This is a genomic window from Yimella radicis (assembly GCF_054778255.1).
On record NZ_BAAGZR010000009.1, the window covers coordinates 154,971 to 178,131 of the forward strand.

Below are 23,161 nucleotides of genomic sequence, written 5' to 3' on the forward strand. Positions count from 1 at the left end.
CGCGCCCATGGCTCGTACGGCGTATTTCGATCACCCGGCCCCGATCGCGATGGCGCATCGCGGCTTCTCGGTCGACGGCCACGAGAACACCCTCGCTGCCTTCGAGCAGGCGGTCGATCTGGGGTTCGCCTATGTCGAGACCGATGTGCACGTCACGTCTGACGGCATGCTGGTCGCCTTCCACGACGACACCCTCGACCGGGTTACCGATGCGCAGGGGCTGATCCGCGAACTACCTTGGAGCACGGTCGAGCTCGCCCGTATCGGCGATCATCCCGTGCCCCGCCTCGACGACGTGCTGGATGCCTGGCCCGCCCTCCGTCTGAACATTGACTGCAAGCACATCAGCGCCGCTGAGACCCTTGCCGACACGATCGAGAAGCACGCGGCGCACGACCGCGTCCTTGTCGCGTCGTTCGACGACCACACGCGTCACGAGGTGCTCAAGCGACTGTCGAGACCGGTGGCGACCTCGGCCGGCAAGAGTCGGACTCGCACCGCTGTGCTGGCCGCAAAGGCCCGGTTCTCACCGCTGGCGCGCCGAGCACTCGGCCCGGTCGACGCTCTGCAGATCCCCCATCACTATGGCCGGGTGACCGTGGTGACCAGAGCGCTGGTGCAGCGGGCGCACAGCACCGGGGTACAGGTGCATGTCTGGACGATCAACGACCCCGAGGAGATGCACGAGTTGCTCGACCTCGGCGTCGACGGCCTGATCTCCGACCGTGCCGACCTGCTGAAAACCGTTCTGCAGGAACGCGGCCAGTGGGCCTGAGCGGCCAGGTCGTTTGTCGACGCTGAGTACCGGCCGGGGACGCACCGGCCGTTCTAGGATCTCAGCGCACCTCCCACCTCAGGACAACCAGGAAGTGATCGCGGATGCGACGGATAACGCTACCGAGCGGGGAGTCCATCCCTGTGCTGGGCCAGGGCACCTGGGGCTGGGGTGAGGACCCCGGCCGACGCGGCGACGAGGTCGCCGCGCTGCACGCCGGCCTCGAGCTGGGCATGACACTGGTCGACACCGCCGAGATGTACGCCGACGGCGGCGCGGAGGAGGTGGTCGGTGAAGCATTGGCGGGTCGCCGCGACGAGGCGTTCGTGGTCAGCAAGGTCCGGCCGTCCCAGGCCTCCCGTTCCGGCACGATCGCGGCCTGCGAACGCAGCCTGAAACGCCTGGGCACCGATCGGATCGACCTCTACCTGCTGCACTGGCAAGGCAGGTACCCGCTGCAGGACACCGTCGCGGCCTTCCAACAGCTCGTCGCGGACGGGAAAATCCGATACTGGGGCGTCAGCAACTTCGACCACCTGGCCCTCGCCGACCTGCGGGACGTGCCGGGCAGCGGCGGGCTGGCCACGGATCAGGTGCTGTACAACCTGTCGCGGCGAGGACCGGAGTACGACCTATTGCCGTGGTGCACCGACCACCAGCTGCCGGTCATGGCGTACTCGCCGATCGAGCAGGGCCGGATCCTTCACGACGCGAGGTTGAACGACGTCGCGGCCGGCCACAGCGTCAGCCCCGCGGCGGCGGCCCTCGCCTGGGTGCTGCGCCGCGACTCGCTCTGCACGATCCCCAAGGCGAGCAGCCCGCAACACGTGCGCGACAACGCCACAGCACTGGAGGTGGAGCTGACCCGCGAAGACTTGGACGCTCTGGACCGTGCGTTTCCGCCGCCGAGCGGACCGCGGCCACTAGAAATGCTGTGACCCGAGGGTGGCAGCCGAGGAGCGCTGGATGAACCACGCGATCGAGGGACTCGTGGCCACTGGACGACCACTACCCAGCACGGATGCGGCTCGCCTCATCGCCGGCGTGCAGACCGTACGGCTGCGACGACTTCCTTCACCCATTGCATCGGGTGGTCCGACCACTGCCGCTTCTGGGCATCTGTCGCATTCGCCAGCGCTCGGCGCCACCCGATGATGCGACCGACCCGGGCCAACAGCAGCGCGTCGGGAAGTACCTTCGACAATTCGGCCGACGACGCGAGGTCCGACCAGCACGCCAGGTAGGCCCGCACGATGCGAGCGTCGCGCTCTGGGTCAGCGGGCAGATCGAAGTGGTACGACGGGCCACGCAGCGGAATCAGCAACGAGCACAACGGATTTCCGAGATAGGTGTCACCCCAGTCGAAAATGCGCGAGTCATGCATGCTGGCACTGGCCGCATCGGCGACAAAGACATTGCCGGCATGCAGGTCGTCGTGCTGGACGGTGGTCGGCAGGCCGACCGCGTCGAGGCGCGCCGCGGCATCACGTAACGCGGGTGTGGCCTCTGCGGCCAGGCCCTCACTCGTCCACTCCTGCACCAGATCACCGGGACGGAGCGTGGGCACCCCGGCCGCAGCCATCGCATCGACCGCCTTGACGGACGCTCGTTGCGCCCGGGCATATCGGCGAAGCACCGCCGAGAGGTGCCCCGTGATGTTCTGCGCGTCGGCAACGTCGCGCAGGGTCGGCCCCTGATCCGGCACGAGCAACCAACCCCGCTCGGCATCGGCGGACCACAACGTAGGGACGAGGTCAGGCGCGACGTCGGTGAGTGCGTCGAGCACCGGCACCTCGGCTCGTTGCTGCGGTGCGCATGCCTTGAACCACACGCGTCCGTGATCGGTATCGACCACAAGAAGGGTCGACCATGGGCGCAGGCGCGGTTGCCGCGGTGACGTGGGTATGCGCGTGACACCGCGGCGTTCGAGGTTGTCGTCGATCCAGGCCGTCGCATCGCGCAACCAGTCGCGCGAGGACCACAGATCAGTCGTGAAGTACTCGCCCAACGATCAGTGGGACGCGATACGGGCCAGGACGTCGGTCGTGATGACGTCAGGCGTCAGGCCGATCGACTCCAGCACCTGACCGCGCGACGCGTGATCGAGGAACCGATGCGGAATGCCGTAGGTGTGAACCGGTACGTCGACACCCGCGGATCGCAGCGCATGCGAGACGGCGACGCCGACACCGTGAGTAACCAGGTTGTCCTCGATCACGACCACGCGCCCGACCGACCGCGCTTGCTCGACGATCGCTTCGTTCACGGGGATGACCCATCGCGGGTCGATCACCAGAGTCGAATGCCCTTGTGCTTCAAGCTTTTCCGCGACGCTGATCGCGGCCGCGCACATCGAACCGACCGCCACCACCAGTACTTGTGGCGCGGACGCGTCGTGCAGCACGTCGAGACCATTGATCTGCCGAACAGCAGTGAGCGGTTCGGCGACGTCGCCCTTCGGGAAGCGGATGACCGTCGGGGCATCGTCGACCTCGACCGCCTCGCGCAGCTGCGCCTTGACCTGCTCCCCGTCGCGCGGTGCGGCCAGGCGCAGCCCGGGCACGATCGAGCAGATCGCCATGTCCCACATGCCGTTGTGCGACGGGCCGTCCGAGCCGGTGATGCCGGCGCGGTCGAGCACGAAGGTCACGCCCTGCTTGTGCAGCGCGCAGTCCATGAGCAACTGGTCGAAGGCCCGGTTGAGGAAGGTGGCGTAGATCGCCACGACCGGGTGCATGCCGCCGAACGAGAGACCGGCGGCCATCGTGGCGGCGTGCTGCTCGGCGATGCCGACGTCGAAGACCCGCTCGGGGTACTTGGCGGCGAACTGGTCGAGGCCGACCGGGATGAGCATCGCCGCGGTGATGGCGACGATGTCGTCGCGTTGGGCTCCCAGGCGCACCATCTCGTCGCTGAACTCATCGGTCCAGATGCGCCCGGACACCTCGAACGGTAGCCCGGTCTCTGGATTGAACTTGCCGATGCCGTGCCATTGATCGCCCTCGTGTTCGGCCGCCGGCGCGTAGCCGCGGCCCTTCTGGGTGATCACGTGCACCAAGCATGGGCCGCCGTAGGTCTTTGCCTTCTCCAGCGCATGTTCGACAGCTTGCTCGTCGTGGCCGTCGACCGGTCCCACGTACTTCAGACCGAGGTCTTCGAACATGCCACGCTGCGGCGAGAGGACATCCTTGATGCCCTTCTTCATGCCGTGCAACGACTGGTACATCGCGTTGCCGACGACAGGGGTCTGCTGTAGCCGCGCCTTGCCCCAGTCGAGAACCTGCTCGTACTGGCGGGTGGTGCGCAGCGTGGCGAGATGTTCGGCAAGACCGCCGATGGTCGGGGCGTAGGACCGCTCGTTGTCATTGATCACGATGACGAGCGGGAGTTCGCGGTCGACCGCGATGTTGTTGAGCGCTTCCCAGGCCATGCCGCCGGTGAGTGCACCGTCGCCGATGATCGCGACGGTGTGGCGATCCTCGCCCTTGAGCTTGCGAGCCCTGGCGATGCCGTGCGCCCAGGACAGGGACGTGCTGGCGTGAGAATTCTCGACGATGTCGTGCTCGGACTCCGCGCGACAGGGGTAGCCGGAGATACCTCCCTGCTTCTTGAGGTCGGAGAAGTCGTGCCGCCCGGTGAGCAGTTTGTGGACGTACGACTGGTGACCGGTGTCGAAGACGATCGAATCGCTCGGTGAATCGAACACGCGGTGCAGCGCGATCGACAACTCGACGACCCCGAGGTTCGGGCCGAGGTGTCCGCCGGTGCGGGAGACCGAGTCGACCAGGAAATCGCGGATCTCCCGCGCGAGTTCGTCGATTTGCTCGACCGGGACGTTCTTGACGTCGCCCGGTGCGTGAATGCCGGAAAGCAGTCCCACGGGTGTGCACGTTCCTTCCACAGGGGGTCAGTCGAGTCTAGGCGATCCAGGGCTCCAACGAACGTCGGACGGGCTGTCGTTCCGGATCAGCCCCTACGGTGGCGGCATGGGTACAGCAGGCAAGGATCGGTGGAAGCGCAAGGACTGGTGGGGTGTCGTGCTCGATGCTCCTGATGTCGCCGAACTGACCAGGTTCTACAGCGAGTTACGCGACTGGGCTATCTACAAGATGGACGAGGACGACGCGGCCCTTGATTGCGGTGAGGGCGTGGCTTACCTGGCCGTTCAACGCAATCCCGACTACGTGCGGCCGATCTGGCCGTGCTCCCCCGGCAGTCAGCAGATGCAGTTGCACCTCGACTTCGAGGTCGAGGATCTGGCCGCCGAGACCGAGCGCGCAATCTCGCTCGGCGCGACGTTGCCCGACCACCAGCCGCAGGACGACGTGCGAGTGCTCCTCGACCCCGCCGGTCACCCCTTCTGCCTGTACACCTGATCGCCACCCGCGTCCGCTCGTCCAGCCGAACGCCCGTCACCGCTGGTTGAGCCGGACGCCCGAGGCACGAGGGTGTACGCGCCGAAACCAAGGCAACCATCAACGGCCACCCGACCCACGCGTTCTCCACAACCGGTGAGTAACCAATCCGGTTGTCCACAAACACAATTGATCCGTTCGAACCCTTCAACTGAAGTTCGAACAGGTGTACGATGAAGGCATGTCGAACACCACGGCGAAACCCCTCGGACAGGACGCGATCACCCCACGCGATCTGCTCGAAGCCGTGATGCTCGAAGACGGCGTCGACGCAGCCATCGAACTGGCATCGCACCCCGAACTGGTGCCGGGTGCGAACCCCGCCACCATCCAGTTGCTCATCGCACAATTGCTGACACACAACGCGTTCGAACGCCTCAACGGAGAGGACCCGTTCACCGTCCAGCCCGGTGGGGACCGGTTCTTCACCGAAACCGACCTCAACGGGATCGACCAACAGGTGGGCGGTGACCAGGGTGATGCCGAGGATCACTGGGTGACACAGACCCGGCAGTTCGAGGAATCCATCCGGGTGGCGCACGCGGTGATGAACACCGCCGGCGCCGTGCGGGCGGTGTCGATCAGTCAGTACGCCCGCTGGGACGCCACCGACGTCTCCTGCACACGGTTCGCCCGGCATGAGCCGGGGCATGTGGGTGAATTCGCCGCTGACGGTGTCGCCGCCGAACTCCGCCTGTCCTCGATCGCCGCGTCGCAACTGGTGCGCACATCGGTGTGGACAGCCACCAAAACACCCGCCCTGTTGGGTGACGCGGCTTCGGGTGTGGCGAACCTGGACACCGTGACCGCGGTCGCGACCGAACTGCAGGACGCCCGCCCCGACACCTGCGAACTCATCGAAGACACGATCCTTCAACGCAAGATCCACTGCCGGGATGCGGCGTCCGCGCGCCGCTCGACCCGCACCCTCGTCACCAGGTTCGAGGCAGCAGCCGCACGGAAGACGCACAAGCGCACGAAAGCGCAGCAGACCGGGGTGTGGTTCGACCCCCACCCCACCCCCGGGTTGGCGTCCTTCACCGCGGTCCTGCCCGATGCGCAGGTCGCGGAGATCTGTGACCTGGTCGAGAAACGCGCCTTCGATCTCAAACGGTCCGACACCAGTGAAGACGCTGCCGACAAACTCCTGGGTGAGTACCGGGCCGACGCGTTGTACGAGATCGTCACCCGCAACCTGAACTACACCCTCGACATCCAGATCCTCACCCCCACCACATGCACCGGTTGCACCGACAAGCCGGCCCGCGACGACGGTGCCGGTCCCGACGAAGGCGGCGACAATCCCGGCGGTGGCAGCCCAGGCGGTGGTGGGACCGACCCTCGGCCTGCCAGCGGCAGCGATACCGGTGGTGCTTCGACGCGCCGTCCAACGACGAAGACAGATGCACTCGGCCTGTTCACCGCCAAGAGCAGCGGCACGAACAGCACTGCGTTAGGGATCCATCACCGCGCCGGAGCACTGTCCGGCTACGGAATCGAAGCACTCATCCAGAACGCCACCACGATCACCACCACCGGTGTCGAATTCGACCCGCACACCGGCGAACTCATCCACCAGGACACCTCACAGGCATACCGGCCACCGGACACGATGCGCCGACGAATCCAAGCCCGCGACCAACACTGCCGAGCCCCCGGCTGCGCACGGCACGCAGTGTTCACCGACACCGACCACGTCACCGCCTACCAACGCGGCGGACCCACCACCGACACCAACCTGCAATGCCTATGCCGACACCACCACAAGATGAAACAGAGCGGCTGGAAAGTCGAAATGAACACCGCAGGCGTGTGCACCTGGACCTCACCCACCGGCCGCACCTACACCACCGAACCCGGACTCCTGCAGACCTACTGGGACACCGAAGGACCCTGAGTCAGAGCCCGTAACGGACCGGTCGCGATCTGGTGGCCGTCACCCGTTGCAGTGCCGTTCACGATGAGGTGCGCACGCGTCCAGGGACGCTCCGCGGCAAGGAACGGCTCCTCCGACAGCGTCCACTCGTCCCAGAACTGTTCCGCCTCAGCGGGTTCCCGGCCAAGTTCGATGTCGCGTGCGATCCCCCGCCGGCGCGCCTCGTCCCGATCGGACTGAACCCAGATCAGGAGGTCGGCCTGCTCGGTCAGCGACTCCCGACCGGCGCCCACGCCTTCCACGATCAACACCCCGGCCGATGCAGGCACCTCCACCGCCCCCGGGCGACCTTTCGCGATCCAACCCGGCGGGCGGAAGCGCACACACTTGCCCGCGCGCCAGGGCGCGATCACACCGCGCACGAGTTCGTCGTCCCACTCGGTCGGGTGCAGGTGCCAGGCCACATCGTCAGTGTGCACGACCGTCCCACTCAACAGGACGGCCAGCGACTCGGCGAGCGTGGTCTTGCCGCCTGCGCTCCGACCGTCGATGAGGATCAACCGTCGCTCCCCTGAACCCGACAAGCGCCACACCTGTTCACGAAAACCGTTGTCGGACAGGCATTCCCACGCAGGGACGGCCGGCTCTTCCGGATGCAGTCTGGGCACACGACAATCGTGACAGCCTCCGTGACAACACGCCAGATCATGTTGTGATACAGGTCACCCCCGCTTCGGGACCTTCGTCCCAGGAGCGACGAACGCGCCCTGATTAGCGTCGAGGTGGGCCCGGACGGACCCGTTCTTGCCTCACCGAAGGAGTCGGACGTTGCTTCACCCGGACAACGCAGAGATCGTCAAGGCCACCGCACCGGTCGTGATCGAGCAAATCACCGAGATCACCAAGGCCTTCTACCCGAAGATGTTCTCCAACAACCCCGAGTTGCTGAACGTGTTCAACCAGGCCAACCAGGCCATCGGTGAGCAGCCGATCGCGCTCGCGTCCAGCATCGTCGCGTACGCCCACCACCTGCTCGGCGACACCGACTTCAACTTCGACGCGATCATCGAACGCATCGCACACAAGCACGTCGCCCTCGCGATCGCGCCGGCCGACTACACGATCGTCGGCCGCAACCTGCTCGAGGCCATCGGCGACGTCCTCGGTGACGCCGTCACTCCCGAGGTCGCCCGTGCGTGGGGTGAGGTCTATTGGCTGTTCGCAGTCGACCTGATCAGCGCCGAAGCCAAGATCTACCAGCAGATCGAACGCACTCCCGACACCGTGCTCAGCGACCACAAGATCGTCGCGATCGACGAGGTCGGCACCGACGTCCGCACCTTCCGCCTCGCCGCGGTGGACGGCTCGAAGCCGCCGGCATACATCCCCGGTCAGTACGTGTCGGTGGTCGTGCAGTTGCGCGAGGACTACCGCCAGCCGCGCCAGTACACGATCAGCAGTGCACCCGGCGGCGACACCATCGACATCACCGTCCGCCGCGTCTTCGGCACCGATGGCCACCCGGACGGCGCCGTCTCCACCTTCCTGTTCGAGCGGAAGGTCGGCGATGTGGTCCAGGCCGGGGTGCCCGTCGGTGACATCCGGGTTGCCGAGAGCGACCGTCCGCTGGTGATGTTCAGCGCCGGAATCGGCATCACGCCGATGGCCGCGATCCTGTCCGACGCACGCGCGCAGAACTCCGATCGCCGCCTGATCCACGTACACGCCGACGCGGACGTCACCCACCACCCGCTGCGCGAGCAGGTCGCCGCCGACATCGCGGCCCTGCCCAACGCCACCGGCGTTGTCGTCTACGAACTCAACGAGGACGGCACTCAGGGCGGGCTCGTCGACGTCGCGTCCCTCGACCTGCCGCAGGACGCCCTGTACTACCTGTGCGGTTCGGTGCCGTTCATGCAGTACGTGCGTTCGGAACTCATCGGCCGCGGCGTCGACGGAGGGGACATCTCGTATGAGATCTTCGGCCCCGACCTGTGGCTCGGTGGATCGAAGGCAAGCCAGGCGTCCGAGGACGAACTCGCCCACGCTTGACCGAACGTTCCACGACGCGCAGCACGTCGGGCCCGTGGGCCCACGTGCTGCGCGCGTTCGGTGACAATGCCGACATGACGACTCGCGACGAAGCGCAGGCCATCATTGCGGCCGAGGGTCTGCACGACTGTGTCTGGTTCGCTGACCCGACCAACCGGACGGAGATCGTGGGCATCGGCGCGGACGCCGACGGCTGGTACACGTACGCAACGAACGAACGGGCGACGGTCTCGGGCGTGGCCCGCTTCGAGCAGGAGTCCGATGCGCTCGACAGCCTCGTCCACCGGCTACGCGCCGGCAAGAGCGCGCGGCAATACCGAGCGAAACGGGCGGCGGAGCACGGCCAAAAGCATTCGGCGCCACCCACTCAGCACGTCGCAGAACCGCAACCGGCGGCGCTGGAGCAAGCGGCCGTCATCCGCGAGATCGCGCAGTCCGTCGGATCCAATGCGACAGGTGACTGGCGCACCGCTCGCTTCGTGGCGCACATGACCGCTGCGGTGAGTTCGTGCGCGGTGTTCATCAGCGACGGCGGTGATGAGCGGCGGACGTTGGCGGCCCGCGATGCCAAGTTGGCCGCCGAAAGGCTACGGACGCTCATGTACAAGCCAGGAGCCGGCACCTGGTTCACGATGGAAGTGCTCGTGCGGCGCGAAGGCACCGCCGACGCACGCTTCGACTACGACTCCGAGCCCGCATTCCACGTCCCACCGTCCGACCTGGCGTACGTCGAGGACGCGAGGGTGTTCCCGCGCGACGCCGCCCACACGCCCGACTGGCTCGCGGCGAAACTGCACGCCTGATCCTCGACCTGCACGACGAAGCCCCGGTCCGAATCGAACCGGGGCTTCGTATTGCCTTGCGTTACAGGCGAATCACTTCACCAGGCTGCGAAGGACGTACTGCAGGATGCCGTCGTTGCGGAAGTACTCCGCCTCACCCGGGGTGTCGATGCGGACGACCGCGTCGAACTCGACCGTGTCGCCGCCTTCCTTGGTGGCGGTGACGTGGACCGTCTTGGGGGTCTTGCCCTCGTTGAGCTCGGTGATGCCCGAGATGTCGAAGGTCTCCGTGCCGTCCAGGCCGAGCGAGTCGGTCGACTCACCCTTCGGGAACTGCAACGGCAGCACGCCCATGCCGATGAGGTTGGAGCGGTGGATACGCTCGAACGACTCGGTGATCACGGCCTTGACGCCCAGCAGACGGGTGCCCTTGGCGGCCCAGTCACGCGAGGAGCCCGAGCCGTACTCCTTGCCACCGAGAATCACCAGCGGGGTGCCCTCCTTGGCGTAGTTCTCGGCGGCGTCGTAGATCGCGGCCTGCTCGCCACCGGCGGTGAAGTCGCGGGTGAAGCCACCCTCGACACCGTCCAGCAACTGGTTCTTCAGGCGGATGTTCGCGAACGTACCGCGCACCATCACCTCGTGGTTACCGCGACGCGAGCCGTAGGAGTTGAAGTCCTTGCGTTCCACACCGTGTTCGTTCAGGTAACGACCGGCCGGGCTGTCGGCCTTGATCGCGCCGGCCGGGCTGATGTGGTCGGTGGTGACCGAGTCGCCCAACTTGGCCAGCACGCGAGCACCGGAGATGTCCTCGACGGGAGTGGTCTCCAGCTTCATGCCCTCGAAGTACGGGGGCTTGCGGACGTAGGTCGACTCGCCGTCCCACTCGAAGGTGTCGCCTTCGGGGGTCTGCAACGACTTCCAGCGCTCGTCGCCGGCGAACACGTCGGCGTAGTCCTTGACGAACAACTCCTTGTTGATCGCCTGCGCGATCGTCGACTCGACCTCGGCCGGGTCGGGCCAGATGTCCTTGAGGAAGACGTCGTTGCCCTCGGCGTCCTTGCCGAGCGCGTCGACATCGAAGTCGAAGTCCATCGTGCCGGCGAGCGCGTAGGCGATGACCAGCGGCGGTGAAGCCAGGTAGTTCATCTTCACGTCGGGGTTGATGCGGCCCTCGAAGTTGCGGTTACCCGACAGCACCGAGACGACCGAGAGGTCGTTCTCGTTGATGGCTGCGGAGATCTCGTCGGCCAGCGGACCGGAGTTACCGATGCAGGTGGTGCAGCCGTAACCGACCAGGTGGAAGCCGAGCTTCTCAAGGTAGGGCCACATGCCGGCGTTCTCGTAGTAGCCGGTGACGACCTGCGAACCCGGCGCCATCGAGGTCTTGACCCACGGCGGCACCGTCAGACCCTTCTCGACGGCCTTCTTGGCCAGCAGGGCGGCGCCCATCATCACCGAGGGGTTCGAGGTGTTGGTGCACGAGGTGATCGACGCGATCACGACCGCGCCGTCCTTCAGCTCAAAGGTGTCGCCCTCCTTGTTGACGGACGCGGAGCGCAGATCACCATCGACGCCGTAGTTCTTGACGTCGAGCTTGAACTGCTCCTTGGCCTCCGAGACCACGATGCGGTCCTGCGGACGCTTCGGGCCGGCGATCGAGGGAACGACGGTCGACAGGTCGAGCTCGAGGTACTCCGAGAAGCGCGGCTCGTGCGACGGGTCGTGCCAGAGGCCCTGCTCCTTGGTGTAGGCCTCGACGAGCGCGACCTGCTCGTCGCTGCGGCCGGTGAGGCGCAGGTAGTCGAGGGTCACGTCGTCGATCGGGAAGATCGCGCAGGTCGAGCCGAACTCCGGGCTCATGTTGCCGATGGTGGCGCGGTTGGCCAGCGGCACCGCGCCGACACCGTCGCCGTAGAACTCGACGAACTTGCCGACCACACCGTGCTGACGCAGCATCTGGGTGATCGTGAGCACGACGTCGGTGGCGGTGGCGCCGGCCGGGATCGAGCCGGTCAGCTTGAAGCCGACGACGCGCGGGATGAGCATCGAGACCGGCTGGCCGAGCATCGCGGCCTCGGCCTCGATGCCACCGACGCCCCAGCCCAGCACGCCCAGGCCGTTGACCATCGTGGTGTGGCTGTCGGTGCCGACGCAGGAGTCGGGGTAGGCGACGCCGTCGCGCACCATCACGGTGCGGGCCAGGTGCTCGATGTTGACCTGGTGGACGATGCCGGTGCCCGGGGGCACGACCTTGAAGTCGTCGAACGCGGTCTGACCCCAGCGCAGGAACTGGTAGCGCTCGCGGTTGCGTCCGTACTCGATCTCGACGTTCTTCTCGAACGCGTCGGGGCGGCCGGCGACGTCGATGATCACCGAGTGGTCGATGACCATCTCGGCCGGTGCGAGCGGGTTGATCTTCTTCGCGTCGCCACCGAGCTCGGCGACAGCCTCACGCATGGTGGCGAGGTCGACCACACACGGAACACCGGTGAAGTCCTGCATGATCACGCGTGCCGGCGTGAACTGGATCTCGGTGTCGGGCTCGGCGTTCTCGTCCCACTGACCGAGCGCGTTGATGTGCTCCTTGGTGATGTTCGCGCCGTCCTCGGTGCGCAGCAGGTTCTCCAGCAGCACCTTGAGGCTGAACGGGAGGTTGTTGCTGCCCTCGACCGTGTTCAACCGGTAGATCTCGTAGGACTGATCCCCTACCTCGAGGGTGCCCTTGGCCCCAAAACTGTTGGTGCTCACGCCAACTCCTTCATCGCATCGGTCTGGCTGTCACGGGCAACAGCCCGATTATCTTGACGTCAAGATAATCCAATCACACCGGATCGGCGCGGAATTACGAAGGTTCACCTAACTCACGCGCGTGGTGTGCCTGCTCCGATTCAACACCGTTCGACCGCGCGACACGCCCCTGCCGGGCAAGATCCTCGTGAGCGCCCGACCCGGTCTCACCGCGGTTCGAGGATCGCGATCGTCTCGACGTGATGGGTCATGGGAAAGGCATCGAACGCCTCGATCGAGGTCGGCGCGTAACCGACCTCGGACGCGTACGCCAGGTCGCGCGCCAACGCTGCGGGATCGCACGCGACGTACGCGACGGCCCGCGGCGCACGGGCTGCGATGGCTTCGATGACCTCACGCCCCGCGCCCGTGCGTGGCGGGTCGAGCACGACCAGATCGGCCTCGGCCTCCAGGAAGTCCAACTGCTCTCGCACGTCACCGGCGATGAAACTCGCGCCGGGGACGTTCGCGTGCGCCTGCTCCACGGCCGGCTCCGAGCCCTCGACACCGAGGACGTTCGGCGCGCCGACGACGTCTGCGAAGAACGCGGAGAACAAGCCCACACCGCAGTACAGATCGAGCACCTTCTCGCCCTCGACCGGCGCCAACTTCGACAGCACGTGCTCGACGAAGGTCGTGGTGGCCCCCGGGTGGATCTGCCAGAAGCCGCGCGCGCTCACCTCGAACTCGTGTTCGCGTCCGTTGGCCGCGACCACCTCGCCCAGCACCGGAATCTCGTCCCCCGACTCCAGCGGCAACTCGACTGCAATCACTTCGTTCTCAGAGGTCACCGCAACGTCGAGACCCGACAGACCGGGCTTGAAACGCTCCTCGTAGAGACCGACCTGACCGATCAGCGGGTGCGCGATCCGGCAGTTGTCGATCTTGATGATGTCGTGCGAGCGGTGGCCACGCAGGCCGAGACGCCCTCCCCCGCTGATCGTGAACTCGACCCGGGTGCGCCAGCCGGCACCGTCGTCGTCACCCGGCACGGCCCGCACCTGACCGTTCCATTCGATGCCGGCCAGCCGCTGCAACTGTTCGCGCACCACGGCGGTCTTCAGATCGCGCTGATAGGCGGCGGTCGTGTGCTGCCAGTCGCACCCGCCACACTTGCCCGGACCGGCGAACGGACACCCGTCGTCCACTCGCTCGTCCGATGCTTCGAGCACCCCGACGGCATCTGCCCGCAGAAAGCTCGACTTGTCTCCCCCGTCGGTCACCCGCGCGATCACGCGCTCGCCGGGCAACGCGTGCCTGACGAACAACACGCGTCCCTCGTGGCGAGCCACGCAGTGACCGCCGTGCGCGACCGGACCGATCTCGACCTCGAACTCCTGACCGACCAGCGATCGGCCTTGGTTGGAACGCGACCGCGGACGGCGCTGGTCGCCACGTCGACGCCCACGTCCCGAACCCGACGGACGGCTCATCGCGCGACCCACGCGGCGGTGCACGGGCAGGACGGGCCGGGGATGCATGGAAGGGACATGTTCGGAGCATAGGCAGCAGGTACGGCACGGGGCGAACCGCCGAGGTTGGGAGTGCACCCACCTGCTCCGGTAGCGTCTGCTGAGTGCACTACGTGATCATGGGCTGCGGCCGTGTGGGCTCCACCTTGGCGATGTCGCTGGAAGCACAGGGACACTCAGTCGCCGTCATCGACCAGAACGAGGCCGCCTTCCGGCGCCTCGGCGCAGCGTTCGAGGGACGACGCATCACCGGCGTCGGATTCGACCGCGACACCCTGCGTGCAGCCGGCATCGACCGGGCGTACGCATTCGCGGCAGTCAGCAGCGGTGACAACTCCAACATCCTGTCCGCCCGGGTGGCCCGTGAGACGTTCGACGTCGAGCACGTGGTCGCCCGTATCTACGACCCGGGCCGCGCGGAGATCTATCAGCGGCTCGGCATCCCCACGGTGGCCACCGTGAAGTGGACCGCCGACCAGGTGATGCGCCGGCTGGTGCCTGCCGGAGCCGTCCCGGTGCACACCGACGCGAGCGGCGCGGTGACACTGGCCGAGATCCCGACCGACCCCAGCTGGGTCGGCACTCCGCTGGTCAAACTGGAGGCGATCACCGGCGCCCGCGTCGCCTACCTGACGCGGCTGGGTGAAGGGATGCTCCCGGTCAAGAACACCGTCCTGCAGGACGGCGACCTGTTGCAGATGCTGGTGCGCACCGACCGTCTCGCCGCCCTCGAGCAGTTGCTCGCGGGTCAGCGTCCGACCGAAGTCTGAGCGAGGGAATTTCGATGCGAGTCGTCATCGTCGGAGCAGGTTCGGTCGGCCGTTCGATCGGTCGTGAATTGCTCGTCAACAAGCACCAGGTGCTGTTCATCGACAAGTACGCGGACGAGGCGAAGAGCCAGTCCGTGCCCGAAGCGTCCTGGTTGCTGGCCGACGCGTGCGAGACCAGCACACTGCACGAGGCCGGCCTCGAGGACTGCGATGTCGTGGTCTGCGCGACCGGCGACGACAAGGTCAACCTCGTCGTCTCGTTGCTCGCGAAGACCGAGTTCGGCGTCGGGCGCACGGTCGCCCGCATCAGCAACCCGAAGAACGAGTGGATGTTCGACGAGAGCTGGGGTGTCGACGTCGCGGTGTCGACCCCGCGCCTGATGACCGCCCTGGTCGAGGAGGCTGTCTCCGTCGGTGACCTGGTCCGGCTGTTCCAGTTCCAGCAGGGTCGCGCTGCGATGGTCGAGATCACCGTTCCCGCCGACGGACCCGTCGTGGGCAGCACCATCGCCGAGTTGGAGCTGCCGAAGGACACCGTGCTGGTCGCGATCATTCGCGACGAGACGCCGATCGCGCCGAAGCCGCACGACGTCGTCGAAGGGTTCGACGAATTGCTGTTCCTCACCACCCCCGCGTCCGAGCCGTTGCTCGGCACCGCGCTCACCGGTCAGGACGCGTCCGAGATCCGTCTGGTGACCCCAGACGTCCTTTGACCTTGGAGATGGGCGGCAGTGGTCAGCGGTCGCTGCAGGGGATGATTTCGTAGCGCGGGTTGAACATCACCGGCAGGCTGCGTTTGAACGACACTCGACCGTGCGCGGTCAGCATCACGCCTGGTTCGATTCCGGCGATGCTGCGCCGACCGAGCCAGCTCAGCGTCAGCACGCCCGAACCGTCGTCGACGGCAGCGAGCAGGGTCCAACCGTCCTCACCCAACTGCTGAGCAGAGACCTCGGTGATCGTGCCCGTGCAGGTCGCCGATGAACGGTCGACGAGCTCGGCGACACGAATGCTGCCCGAGGCAAGGGCGTTCTGCTGCAACGCTTCTCGGTCGTGTTCAACGCTCGAACCCGAGATTTTTCGGGCCCAGCGACGCAGGCGGGAATCCATCAACGGATCTCGGTGATCTCCGGACCGCGGTCGAACGGGTTCGGGAGTTGCTCGCCCGCCTCGTCGTACTCGCGCACCGGCTCGGTGTTCTCCGGCAGTCGAAGCGGCAGGAGTTCGCGGGGAGCGCGCGGCTCACCGCCACGGGTCACGACCACGCCGCGGATGAACTCCAGCATCTGCTCGGCGGCCTCGTCCTCCATCGCGGCTTTGCCGGATAGGACGGCGCGCAGGAACCAGCGTGGGCCGTCGACGCCGACGAAGGTCGCGGCGGAGTGCGTGGTGCGACCGTCAGGGCCGGTGGCCGGCATCCGGACGTGCAGTTCGTACCCCAGTGCGCCGACCATCTCCTGCGCGGTACCGCCGGTGCTCAGCAGGTTGTCGTGGATCTCGCCACGGATTCCTTCCCACACACCGCTGGACTTCGGTGCAGCGAAAACCTGCATCTGACACGCAGATTCGCCGACGATCGCAGTCAGGCCGGTGATCTCCTGTCCCGATTCGTCGACGTCCAGGCGAAGTTCCATCTCGGCGATCGGGACGATGGCGATCGAACCGAAGTCGACGCGGCCCTCGAGGTCGTCGACCTCCGTGCGGTCGAACGGGCCATTGCTGCGGTCGACCTCACGCGAGTTCAGGCGCGGGGTGCGGGCAAGCTTGTCGGCGTTCTCGTCGGCGGCAACAGCCGGGTCGGTGCGTGCGTCGTCGGCGCTGTCGTCAGAGGTCCCGGTCACCGGTTCGCCGACTGCGGCGTCCGTCTCGACGTCACGCACCTCTTCGGTGTCGACCTCGGTCACGGCTGGCTTCTCGACCTCGGCCGCCTTGTCCTTGCGACGGAAAATACCCACGGTTCTCAGTCCTTGATCGTGCTGTCGGAAGTCGTGCTGTCGGACGGTCGGTCCGAAGGGCGATCTGTCGGTGTCGTGGACGAACCGAAGCCACCACTGGCTCCGTGTCCCCTCACACCTCTCACGCTATCGGGAAGGGCATCCACGGGTTCCCACTCGACCCGGGCACATGCCTGCACCACGAGTTGGGCGATGCGGTCACCCCGCTGCACCTGGAAGGTGTCGCGCGGGTCCAGATTCATCAGGTTCACCAGCACCTCGCCGCGGTAGCCGGCGTCGATGGTGCCAGGAGCATTGACGATGGTGATGCCGTGCTTCGCGGCCAGCCCCGACCGCGGGTGAACCAGGCCGACGAAGCCGTCGGGTATGGCGAGCGCGATACCGGTGCGCACCAACGAGCGCTCACCGGGTGGCAGTGAAACCCCTTGCGCCGCATACAGATCCATGCCCGCGTCGCCGGGTTTGGCGTACGCGGGCAGTGGCAGCTCCGGGTCGAGCTGCTGGATCATCAGCGGCAGTCGGTCAGGCACAGCGCTCAGGCGCAGTCCTTGCAGATCGGCAGGCCGTCACGCTCGCCGGCGTGCTGACTGCGGTGGTTGACCAGGAAGCAGCGTGAGCAGGTGAACTCGTCGGCCTGACGCGGGACGACGCGGATCTCCATCTCCTCACCGGAGAGGTCCGCACCCGGCAGCTCGAAGCCTTCTGCCTGCTCGGTCTCGTCGACGTCGACCTGACCGCTGGTGTCGTTGCGACGCGACTTGAGTTCCTCGAGGCTGTCCTCGGAGAGGTCGTCGTCGGTCTTTCGTGGAGCGTCGTAATCGGTGGCCATCGAGGTCCTTCTTCGTCGTCAGTTCGGTGCGTCGGCCGGGCGGTACCCCGGCTTCAGTCGCGGTAACGCTCCCGACCCGTTTTTTGTGCCCGCCGCGCGGGAATTGTGCACCATCGCGGCCGAGGAGTGCGCACCGGGTCCGCGGTTTCACCCTCGTGGGTGGTCATCCGTCAGCAAGCACCCGGAGCGCCACCTGCTCGACCAACCCCGCCGGGCCTGCGATCACCATGTGCTTGTCGGGCTCCTGGTCTGCCCCGCGGACCACTCCGCCCGCTTCCCGGACCAGCAACTGACCGGCCGCACGGTCCCACGGATTGAGGCCGGACTCGAAGTACACGTCCAGGCGTCCGGCCGCAATGGAGCACAGATCGAGCGCCGCGCTCCCGATCCGGCGCACATCGCGCACGTCACCGATGAGCTCGGCCAGCACAGCGCCCTGTCGCTCCCGCTTGGCCGCTTCGTACCCGAAGCCCGTACCGAGCAGCGCCATCCCCAGATCCTTCGTGCCGCTCACCGAAAGCGGCTGCTGACGCAACCCGATGCTCAGGTGCGCTCCCCCGCCACGATGGCCGTGGAAGAGTTCGTCGGTCACCGGGTTGTAGACCGCGCCCGCGACGGGGACGAGTTCCTCCGGCAGGGAGATGTCGCCGGTACAGGCTGCGATCGACACCGCGTACGCCGGAATCTCGTACAGGTAGTTGACCGTCCCGTCGATCGGGTCGACCACCCAGGTGATCCCACTCGAGCCCGCGTCGCTGGTGCCTTCTTCGCCGAGCACACCGTCGTCCGGACGACGGTGTGCGAGCTCGTCGCGGATCAGACGTTCGCTGCGCCGGTCCATCTCGGTGACGACGTCGGTCAGGCTGGTCTTCGTCTGCGCGACACCGAGCCCGGCGGGGCGTTCCTCGACGATCAACCGGCCGGCGAGCACCGCCACGTCGCGCGCAACCTGTTCCAGCGCTGCGGCGTCGTGCGATGCCATCAGTCGGAGCCGCAGGCAGCCGGCAGCGCGGTACGCAGGTTCGGGCAACAGCCCGGGCGACAGATCGGCGGCATCGCCTCACCCGGCCACGCCGGCATCGTCACCTGCTCACCGCGGGCCTGAGCGGCGCGCTCCTCGACGAGGTCGACCAGCCCGCTGACGAACTCCAGGTCGATACCGACGGTCGGGACGCGCGTCATGCGCAGCCCGACTTCCTGTGCGGTTTCGGCGGCCTCGGTGTCGAGATCGAACTTCACCTCCATGTGGTCGGAGATGAAGCCGATCGGTGCCACGACGACGTCCGTGACGCCGTCCTCGGCGAGCGAACGCAGGTGATCGTTGATGTCGGGCTCGAGCCAGGGCTGGCTGGGCGGGCCGGACCGCGAGCAGTAGACCAGTGCGCCGTCGAGGTCGCGGTCGAGCGTCGCGCCGATCTCGTCGAGTGCGACGTGCGCCAGTTCGTCGTGCTGGTGCTCGTACAGGTTTCCCTCCCCATCGCCCGGGCCGGAGGTGTCGTCCATCGCCTCGGGGATGGAGTGGGTCACGAACACGACCCGCAGTTTGGAGTCGTCAGGCTGGTCGGCCGCACGGACGGCGTCGGTGATCAGCCGGATGTTGGTGCGTGCGAAGCTGGGATGCGTGGCGTACTGGCGCACCTTGTCGACGTGGAGTTCCTTGCCTTCCTCGGCGAGTTCGGCCAGCGAGGCAGCGATGTTCTCGCGGTACTGCCGACACGAGCTGTAGGAGGAGTAGGCGCTCGTGGTGAGCGCGACGACATTGCGCATGCCGCCGTCGTAGGCCTCCCGCAGCACATCGGTCAGGAACGGTTCGCTGTTGCGGTTGCCCCACAGCACGGGGGTGCTGATGCCCCGCCGGCGCAGTTCGTCGTGCAACGCCGACTGCAGGGCCCGGCACTGGTCGTTGATGGGGCTGCGACCGCCGAACTCCATGTAGTGGTGGGCCACTTTTTCCAGTCGCTCGTCGGGGATGCCACGTCCACCGGTCACCCGGCGCAGGAAGGGCATGACCTCCTCCGGTGACTCCGGACCACCGAACGACAGCAGGACGATCGCGTCGTACGGCGGCAGAGCGGTGTCCCCACCCTCGCCCGACGGCTGGGGCTCAGGGGTGGTCTGCCCGATGTCCGTGGTGGGATCCGTGGTGGGATCCGTGGTGGCATCCGACGCTGCCTCGGGGTTCATGGGTGCGGAGCCGGAGTCCGCAGGGTCACGGGGGTCGGCGGTGGGAGAACTCATGGGTCCATTGTCACCCTCGTCCCCGGGGCGGGGCGCGGCACCCGTCGATGTCTCGTGTGTGCCTCGCGCCCGGCGTGCCGTCCGGTCCGATCACACTCACCGTGGCAAGGTGAACCACGGTTTGTCGAAGCCCGGGAAGGCATACATACACATGCGCGACTTGCGATTCGTCGGTGTCGATGACGAAGGCACGCGACTGCTCCTCGTCGACGAGGACGGTGAACAGCACCAGGTCGAGATCGACGATGCCCTGCGCAGCGCCGTCCGCGCCGTGCGCTCCCGGCTGAACGACGACGGCGTCGACCCGAACGTGCGTCCCCGCGACATCCAGGCGTTGTTGCGCTCCGGTCTGACGATCGACGAGGTCGCCGAGCGCACCGGTTGGTCCACCGACAAGGTCGGCCGATTCGAACCGCCGATCCGCGCCGAGCGCGACCACGTGGCGCTCACCGCACAGAAGCTGCCGTTGCACGTCCGCGTCGGCGGACGTGAGCAGGGCACCACGGTCGGCGAACGCGTCAGCAGCCGTCTTTCGCACCGTGGCGTGGCCGCATCCGACATGAACTGGGACGCCTACCGCGGCGACCGCGGGTGGACGATCGAGTGCCGCTTCCCCGCCGGCGGACGTGCCCGCGTCGCGACCTGGCGCTACGACGCGCAGACCCAGAGCCTGCACCCGACCGACGACGAAGCACGCTGGCTGAGCGAGGACGACCAGCCGACCGCGACGATGCCGTTCGGCAAGAACCCCGCCAAATCGGTCGTCTACGACGTCGTTGCCGAAGGCGGTCTCGATCAGCAGTCGCCCGCGCCCCACCGTCCCGCACGTGTCTCCGCACCGAAGATCCCGCACGCTGCGCCGGACGAGGCGCAGGAGACGGACAGCTCACCGGAGCCGTCGGACTCCGCTGACACCGACGCCGACGCGGCCACGCCGGTCGCGAACAAGGACGACCGTCCGGTCGACCTGGTATCGGTGATGCGCGAGCGGTCGAAGAACCGTCGCAAGGCGAACGCGCGCCGCAAGGGCGAGAGCCACCCGTCCGGCAATCACCCGGCGGGCAAGCAGTCCGCCGCAGCCGGCGACGACACGGACGGGGGCGCCGAGGAGCCGGATCAGCCCACGGTCGACGAACTGGGCCACGACCCCGTCACCGGCACGGTCGACCTGTTCGGTCTCGGCGAGGTCGAGCCGTTGCGACATGAGGTGGTCGCCCAGGATCCTGAGGACGTCGCCGTCGACGAGGCTGGGGATGATGCCTTCGAAGACGCCTCGGATCACCCGGACATCGAACCGGGTCCGAGCTTCGGCGACGACGTGTCCGACGCCGATTCAGACGTCGACGAGGTTGCCTCGAAGCAGGCCGTCTATACGCCGGCCGAGCCGTCCGACGGCCGGGGCGACGACGAACCTGAGCAGGCCGTGCCGTCTCGTCCGAGTCAGGCCCGCAAGGGTCGCCCGTCGGTGCCCAGTTGGGACGACATCATGTTCGGTAAGCGCGGGCCGAAGGAGTAGGCGCGCTCGAACCCGCTTGCGCCTCAGCGTCGTTCGCGCGGTGCCGGGTTCATCGCCTGCTTGCGACTGATGCCCATCGTCGGGCTGTCATGCACCCGGTCGTACGGGCCGGTCGAACCGGAACGAACCGTGCGCCCGGTGTGCCACCACAGCACCAGGCCCGCCCACACCACCAGCAAAGCCGCGGACAGGTACATGCCGAGCGTCGCGTCGGTGGGGATGACGACGGCGACGATGCCACCGATGACCCACGAGAGCTGAAGCAGCGTCTCCGAGCGCCCGAAGACGCTGGTGCGCATGTGTTCGGGTACGCGGTCCTGGATCAATGAGTCGAGCGCGAGCTTGCCCAACTGCTGTCCGACACCGGCGACGAGCGCCACCAGGACGGCCGTCCACAGGCGGAAGTTCAGCGCCGCGAACACCACCACGGCAGCGTCGACGATCAACATCACCAGGACGATGATCCGCGGTGAGGCAACCTTCATCAGGTTGCCCATCACCGTGCCGAGAGCATTGCCGAGTCCCGCTGCGCCGAGCACGAGGGCCAGCAACTGGGTCTGCTTGTTCTCCCAGCCCGGGAACGGTTCGGCGCGCATCAGGAAGGCCATGAACAGCGTCAGGAAGCCGGACAGCCAGCGGAGGCCGGCGTTCGCCCGCAGCGCGGAGATGACGTCGCCGGAGATCGGGAACTTCGTCTTGCGCCGGAACATCGGCGCGGGCTTCTCGCCGATGGTCGAGTCGACCCGGGGCGGCAGCAGGATCGCCAAAATCGTGCCGATCGTGAACAGGACGAATGCAACTCGCAGTGCCCACTCCGACCCGCCGAACTTCGCCGCACCACCGGCAAGTGCACCGGCCATGACGGCGCCGACGACTCCGGCCAGCGACAGCCGGCTGTTGGCCTTCACCAGCGTCATCGAATCGGGCAGCAGGCGTGGGGTCGCCGCGGATCGGCTGACCAGATACGCCTTGGACGAGACCAGCACGCACATCGCGACCGGGAACAGGAGGGTGGATTCAGCGGCAACCGCTCCTGCGAGCACCCAACAGAAGAAGGCGCGGATCGCGAGCGTGCCGCCGATCGCCCACCGGCGACCGTGGCGCAGCCGGTCGAGCACGGGACCGATCAGGGGCGCGACGATCGCGAACGGAAGCATCGTGAGGAGCAGGAACAGCAGCGTCTGGGTCTTGGCCTGCTCCCCGGGTGCGGCGAAGAAGACGGTGCCGGCCAGACCGATGGCGACGGCGGCGTCGCCGGCCGAACTGAACGCGTGCACCTCGATGAGGCGGCCGAGACCGGACTCACCGGCGCCGTGCGAGTTGCTCGCCCGACGGGCAGCCTTCAGGGTGCTTCGTCCGGCACCGGCGGTCATCCGGGCGACAGCGCCGGCCGAGCGTGCTACTCCTCGACCGACTACCCGGGTGCGCGAGGACGACATCGCGGTGCCACCTGACGGTCCATCTCGGCGGTCGGCGTACCTGTCGTCGAACCGGCGTCGGTCACGGCGATCGTCGTCGTCACGTCCGTACTGGGATTCGTAGCCACGATCGTCGTAGCGACGGGACTCCCGCCGCCGGTCGTCCGAGTGCTCCGTGCGCGGGCGCGGCAACGGGGCGGTGGGCCGGTGTTCGTCCCGCTCGCTCATCGCCTCGTCCCCTGCCCGGCGTCCATGTCGATCATGCTTCCATCC

At 67.1% G+C, this 23,161-nt stretch carries 21 protein-coding genes; 9 read left to right on the forward strand and 12 right to left on the reverse strand.

The features are described from left to right. Window positions 1-7 precede the first annotated feature (7 nt). Complete coding sequence (locus ACYU8W_RS07855) at window positions 8-775, forward strand: glycerophosphodiester phosphodiesterase family protein (protein ID WP_499468055.1); 768 nt, start codon at window positions 8-10, stop codon at window positions 773-775. Between the two features lie 104 nt (window positions 776-879). After that, window positions 880-1,713 (forward strand): aldo/keto reductase, encoded by an 834-nt coding sequence (locus ACYU8W_RS07860; protein ID WP_499468057.1) that lies wholly within the window; start codon window positions 880-882, stop codon window positions 1,711-1,713. A 95-nt stretch (window positions 1,714-1,808) separates the two neighbouring features. On the opposite strand, the gene ACYU8W_RS07865 is transcribed toward ACYU8W_RS07860, so the two are convergent. Next, window positions 1,809-2,783, reverse strand: coding sequence for a phosphotransferase (locus ACYU8W_RS07865; RefSeq protein ID WP_499468059.1), 975 nt, complete (start codon window positions 2,781-2,783; stop codon window positions 1,809-1,811). Between the two features lie 3 nt (window positions 2,784-2,786). Then, on the reverse strand, window positions 2,787-4,655 hold the full coding sequence (gene dxs / locus ACYU8W_RS07870; protein ID WP_499468061.1) for a 1-deoxy-D-xylulose-5-phosphate synthase: 1,869 nt from the start codon (window positions 4,653-4,655) through the stop codon (window positions 2,787-2,789). A 106-nt stretch (window positions 4,656-4,761) separates the two neighbouring features. On the opposite strand from dxs, the gene ACYU8W_RS07875 reads away from it, so the two are divergent. Together ACYU8W_RS07875 and ACYU8W_RS07880 are read left to right on the forward strand one after the other, a co-directional pair. Beyond that, window positions 4,762-5,151, forward strand: a complete 390-nt coding sequence (locus tag ACYU8W_RS07875) for a VOC family protein (RefSeq protein WP_499468063.1) — start codon at window positions 4,762-4,764, stop codon at window positions 5,149-5,151. A 220-nt stretch (window positions 5,152-5,371) separates the two neighbouring features. Continuing rightward, window positions 5,372-7,087: an HNH endonuclease gene (locus ACYU8W_RS07880; protein WP_499468065.1), complete on the forward strand. Its 1,716-nt coding sequence runs from the start codon at window positions 5,372-5,374 to the stop codon at window positions 7,085-7,087. Here ACYU8W_RS07880 and ACYU8W_RS07885 read toward each other — a convergent pair. Then, window positions 7,063-7,734: a uridine kinase family protein gene (locus ACYU8W_RS07885; RefSeq protein WP_499468067.1), complete on the reverse strand. Its 672-nt coding sequence runs from the start codon at window positions 7,732-7,734 to the stop codon at window positions 7,063-7,065. The two genes, ACYU8W_RS07880 and ACYU8W_RS07885, sit on opposite strands and share 25 nt — an antisense overlap. A gap of 160 nt (window positions 7,735-7,894) precedes the next feature. Between ACYU8W_RS07885 and ACYU8W_RS07890 the strand changes: the two genes are divergently transcribed. Both ACYU8W_RS07890 and ACYU8W_RS07895 read left to right on the forward strand, forming a co-directional pair. Continuing rightward, window positions 7,895-9,118, forward strand: coding sequence for a globin domain-containing protein (locus ACYU8W_RS07890; protein ID WP_499468069.1), 1,224 nt, complete (start codon window positions 7,895-7,897; stop codon window positions 9,116-9,118). A gap of 74 nt (window positions 9,119-9,192) precedes the next feature. After that, entirely contained in the window at window positions 9,193-9,921 is a 729-nt protein-coding gene (locus tag ACYU8W_RS07895; RefSeq protein ID WP_141928142.1) for a hypothetical protein, read from the forward strand. Between the two features lie 72 nt (window positions 9,922-9,993). Here ACYU8W_RS07895 and acnA read toward each other — a convergent pair whose 3' ends face one another. Both acnA and ACYU8W_RS07905 read right to left on the reverse strand, forming a co-directional pair. Beyond that, a complete protein-coding gene (gene acnA, locus ACYU8W_RS07900) occupies window positions 9,994-12,651 on the reverse strand; it encodes an aconitate hydratase AcnA (RefSeq protein WP_499468071.1) in 2,658 nt (885 codons plus the stop codon). Between the two features lie 206 nt (window positions 12,652-12,857). Next, complete coding sequence (locus ACYU8W_RS07905; RefSeq protein ID WP_499468073.1) at window positions 12,858-14,123, reverse strand: class I SAM-dependent RNA methyltransferase; 1,266 nt, start codon at window positions 14,121-14,123, stop codon at window positions 12,858-12,860. A 143-nt stretch (window positions 14,124-14,266) separates the two neighbouring features. Between ACYU8W_RS07905 and ACYU8W_RS07910 the strand changes: the two genes are divergently transcribed. Both ACYU8W_RS07910 and ACYU8W_RS07915 read left to right on the forward strand, forming a co-directional pair. Further along, window positions 14,267-14,932 carry a potassium channel family protein gene (locus ACYU8W_RS07910; protein WP_129623979.1) on the forward strand — a complete coding sequence of 222 codons (666 nt, stop codon included), beginning with the start codon at window positions 14,267-14,269 and terminating at the stop codon, window positions 14,930-14,932. Between the two features lie 14 nt (window positions 14,933-14,946). Next, the gene (locus ACYU8W_RS07915) at window positions 14,947-15,645 is read left to right on the forward strand and encodes a potassium channel family protein (protein ID WP_129623980.1); all 699 of its coding nucleotides are present in this window, start codon (window positions 14,947-14,949) and stop codon (window positions 15,643-15,645) included. A 22-nt stretch (window positions 15,646-15,667) separates the two neighbouring features. Here the strand turns inward: ACYU8W_RS07915 and ACYU8W_RS07920 are convergent, their stop codons facing one another. The 6 genes from ACYU8W_RS07920 to ACYU8W_RS07945 all read right to left on the reverse strand — a co-directional run bounded on the left by ACYU8W_RS07920 (window position 15,668) and on the right by ACYU8W_RS07945 (window position 19,954). Beyond that, window positions 15,668-16,042 carry an OB-fold nucleic acid binding domain-containing protein gene (locus ACYU8W_RS07920; RefSeq protein WP_239701976.1) on the reverse strand — a complete coding sequence of 125 codons (375 nt, stop codon included), beginning with the start codon at window positions 16,040-16,042 and terminating at the stop codon, window positions 15,668-15,670. Next, on the reverse strand, window positions 16,042-16,887 hold the full coding sequence (locus tag ACYU8W_RS07925; protein WP_499468076.1) for a DUF3710 domain-containing protein: 846 nt from the start codon (window positions 16,885-16,887) through the stop codon (window positions 16,042-16,044). The genes ACYU8W_RS07920 and ACYU8W_RS07925 overlap by 1 nt, the downstream gene beginning before the upstream one ends. A 5-nt stretch (window positions 16,888-16,892) precedes the next feature. Next, complete coding sequence (dut, locus tag ACYU8W_RS07930) at window positions 16,893-17,396, reverse strand: dUTP diphosphatase (protein WP_499468560.1); 504 nt, start codon at window positions 17,394-17,396, stop codon at window positions 16,893-16,895. Between the two features lie 26 nt (window positions 17,397-17,422). After that, window positions 17,423-17,716: a DUF4193 domain-containing protein gene (locus tag ACYU8W_RS07935; protein ID WP_129623982.1), complete on the reverse strand. Its 294-nt coding sequence runs from the start codon at window positions 17,714-17,716 to the stop codon at window positions 17,423-17,425. Window positions 17,717-17,879: 163 nt separating this feature from the next. Beyond that, window positions 17,880-18,698, reverse strand: a complete 819-nt coding sequence (locus tag ACYU8W_RS07940; protein ID WP_499468078.1) for an inositol monophosphatase family protein — start codon at window positions 18,696-18,698, stop codon at window positions 17,880-17,882. Further along, window positions 18,698-19,954: a ferrochelatase gene (locus ACYU8W_RS07945; RefSeq protein WP_499468080.1), complete on the reverse strand. Its 1,257-nt coding sequence runs from the start codon at window positions 19,952-19,954 to the stop codon at window positions 18,698-18,700. The genes ACYU8W_RS07940 and ACYU8W_RS07945 overlap by 1 nt, the downstream gene beginning before the upstream one ends. Before the next feature lie 151 nt (window positions 19,955-20,105). Between ACYU8W_RS07945 and sepH the strand changes: the two genes are divergently transcribed. Continuing rightward, on the forward strand, window positions 20,106-21,470 hold the full coding sequence (gene sepH, locus ACYU8W_RS07950; RefSeq protein ID WP_499468082.1) for a septation protein SepH: 1,365 nt from the start codon (window positions 20,106-20,108) through the stop codon (window positions 21,468-21,470). Window positions 21,471-21,493: 23 nt separating this feature from the next. Here the strand turns inward: sepH and ACYU8W_RS07955 are convergent, their stop codons facing one another. Next, window positions 21,494-23,116, reverse strand: coding sequence for an MFS transporter (locus ACYU8W_RS07955; RefSeq protein WP_246092383.1), 1,623 nt, complete (start codon window positions 23,114-23,116; stop codon window positions 21,494-21,496). Window positions 23,117-23,161: the final 45 nt, after the last annotated feature.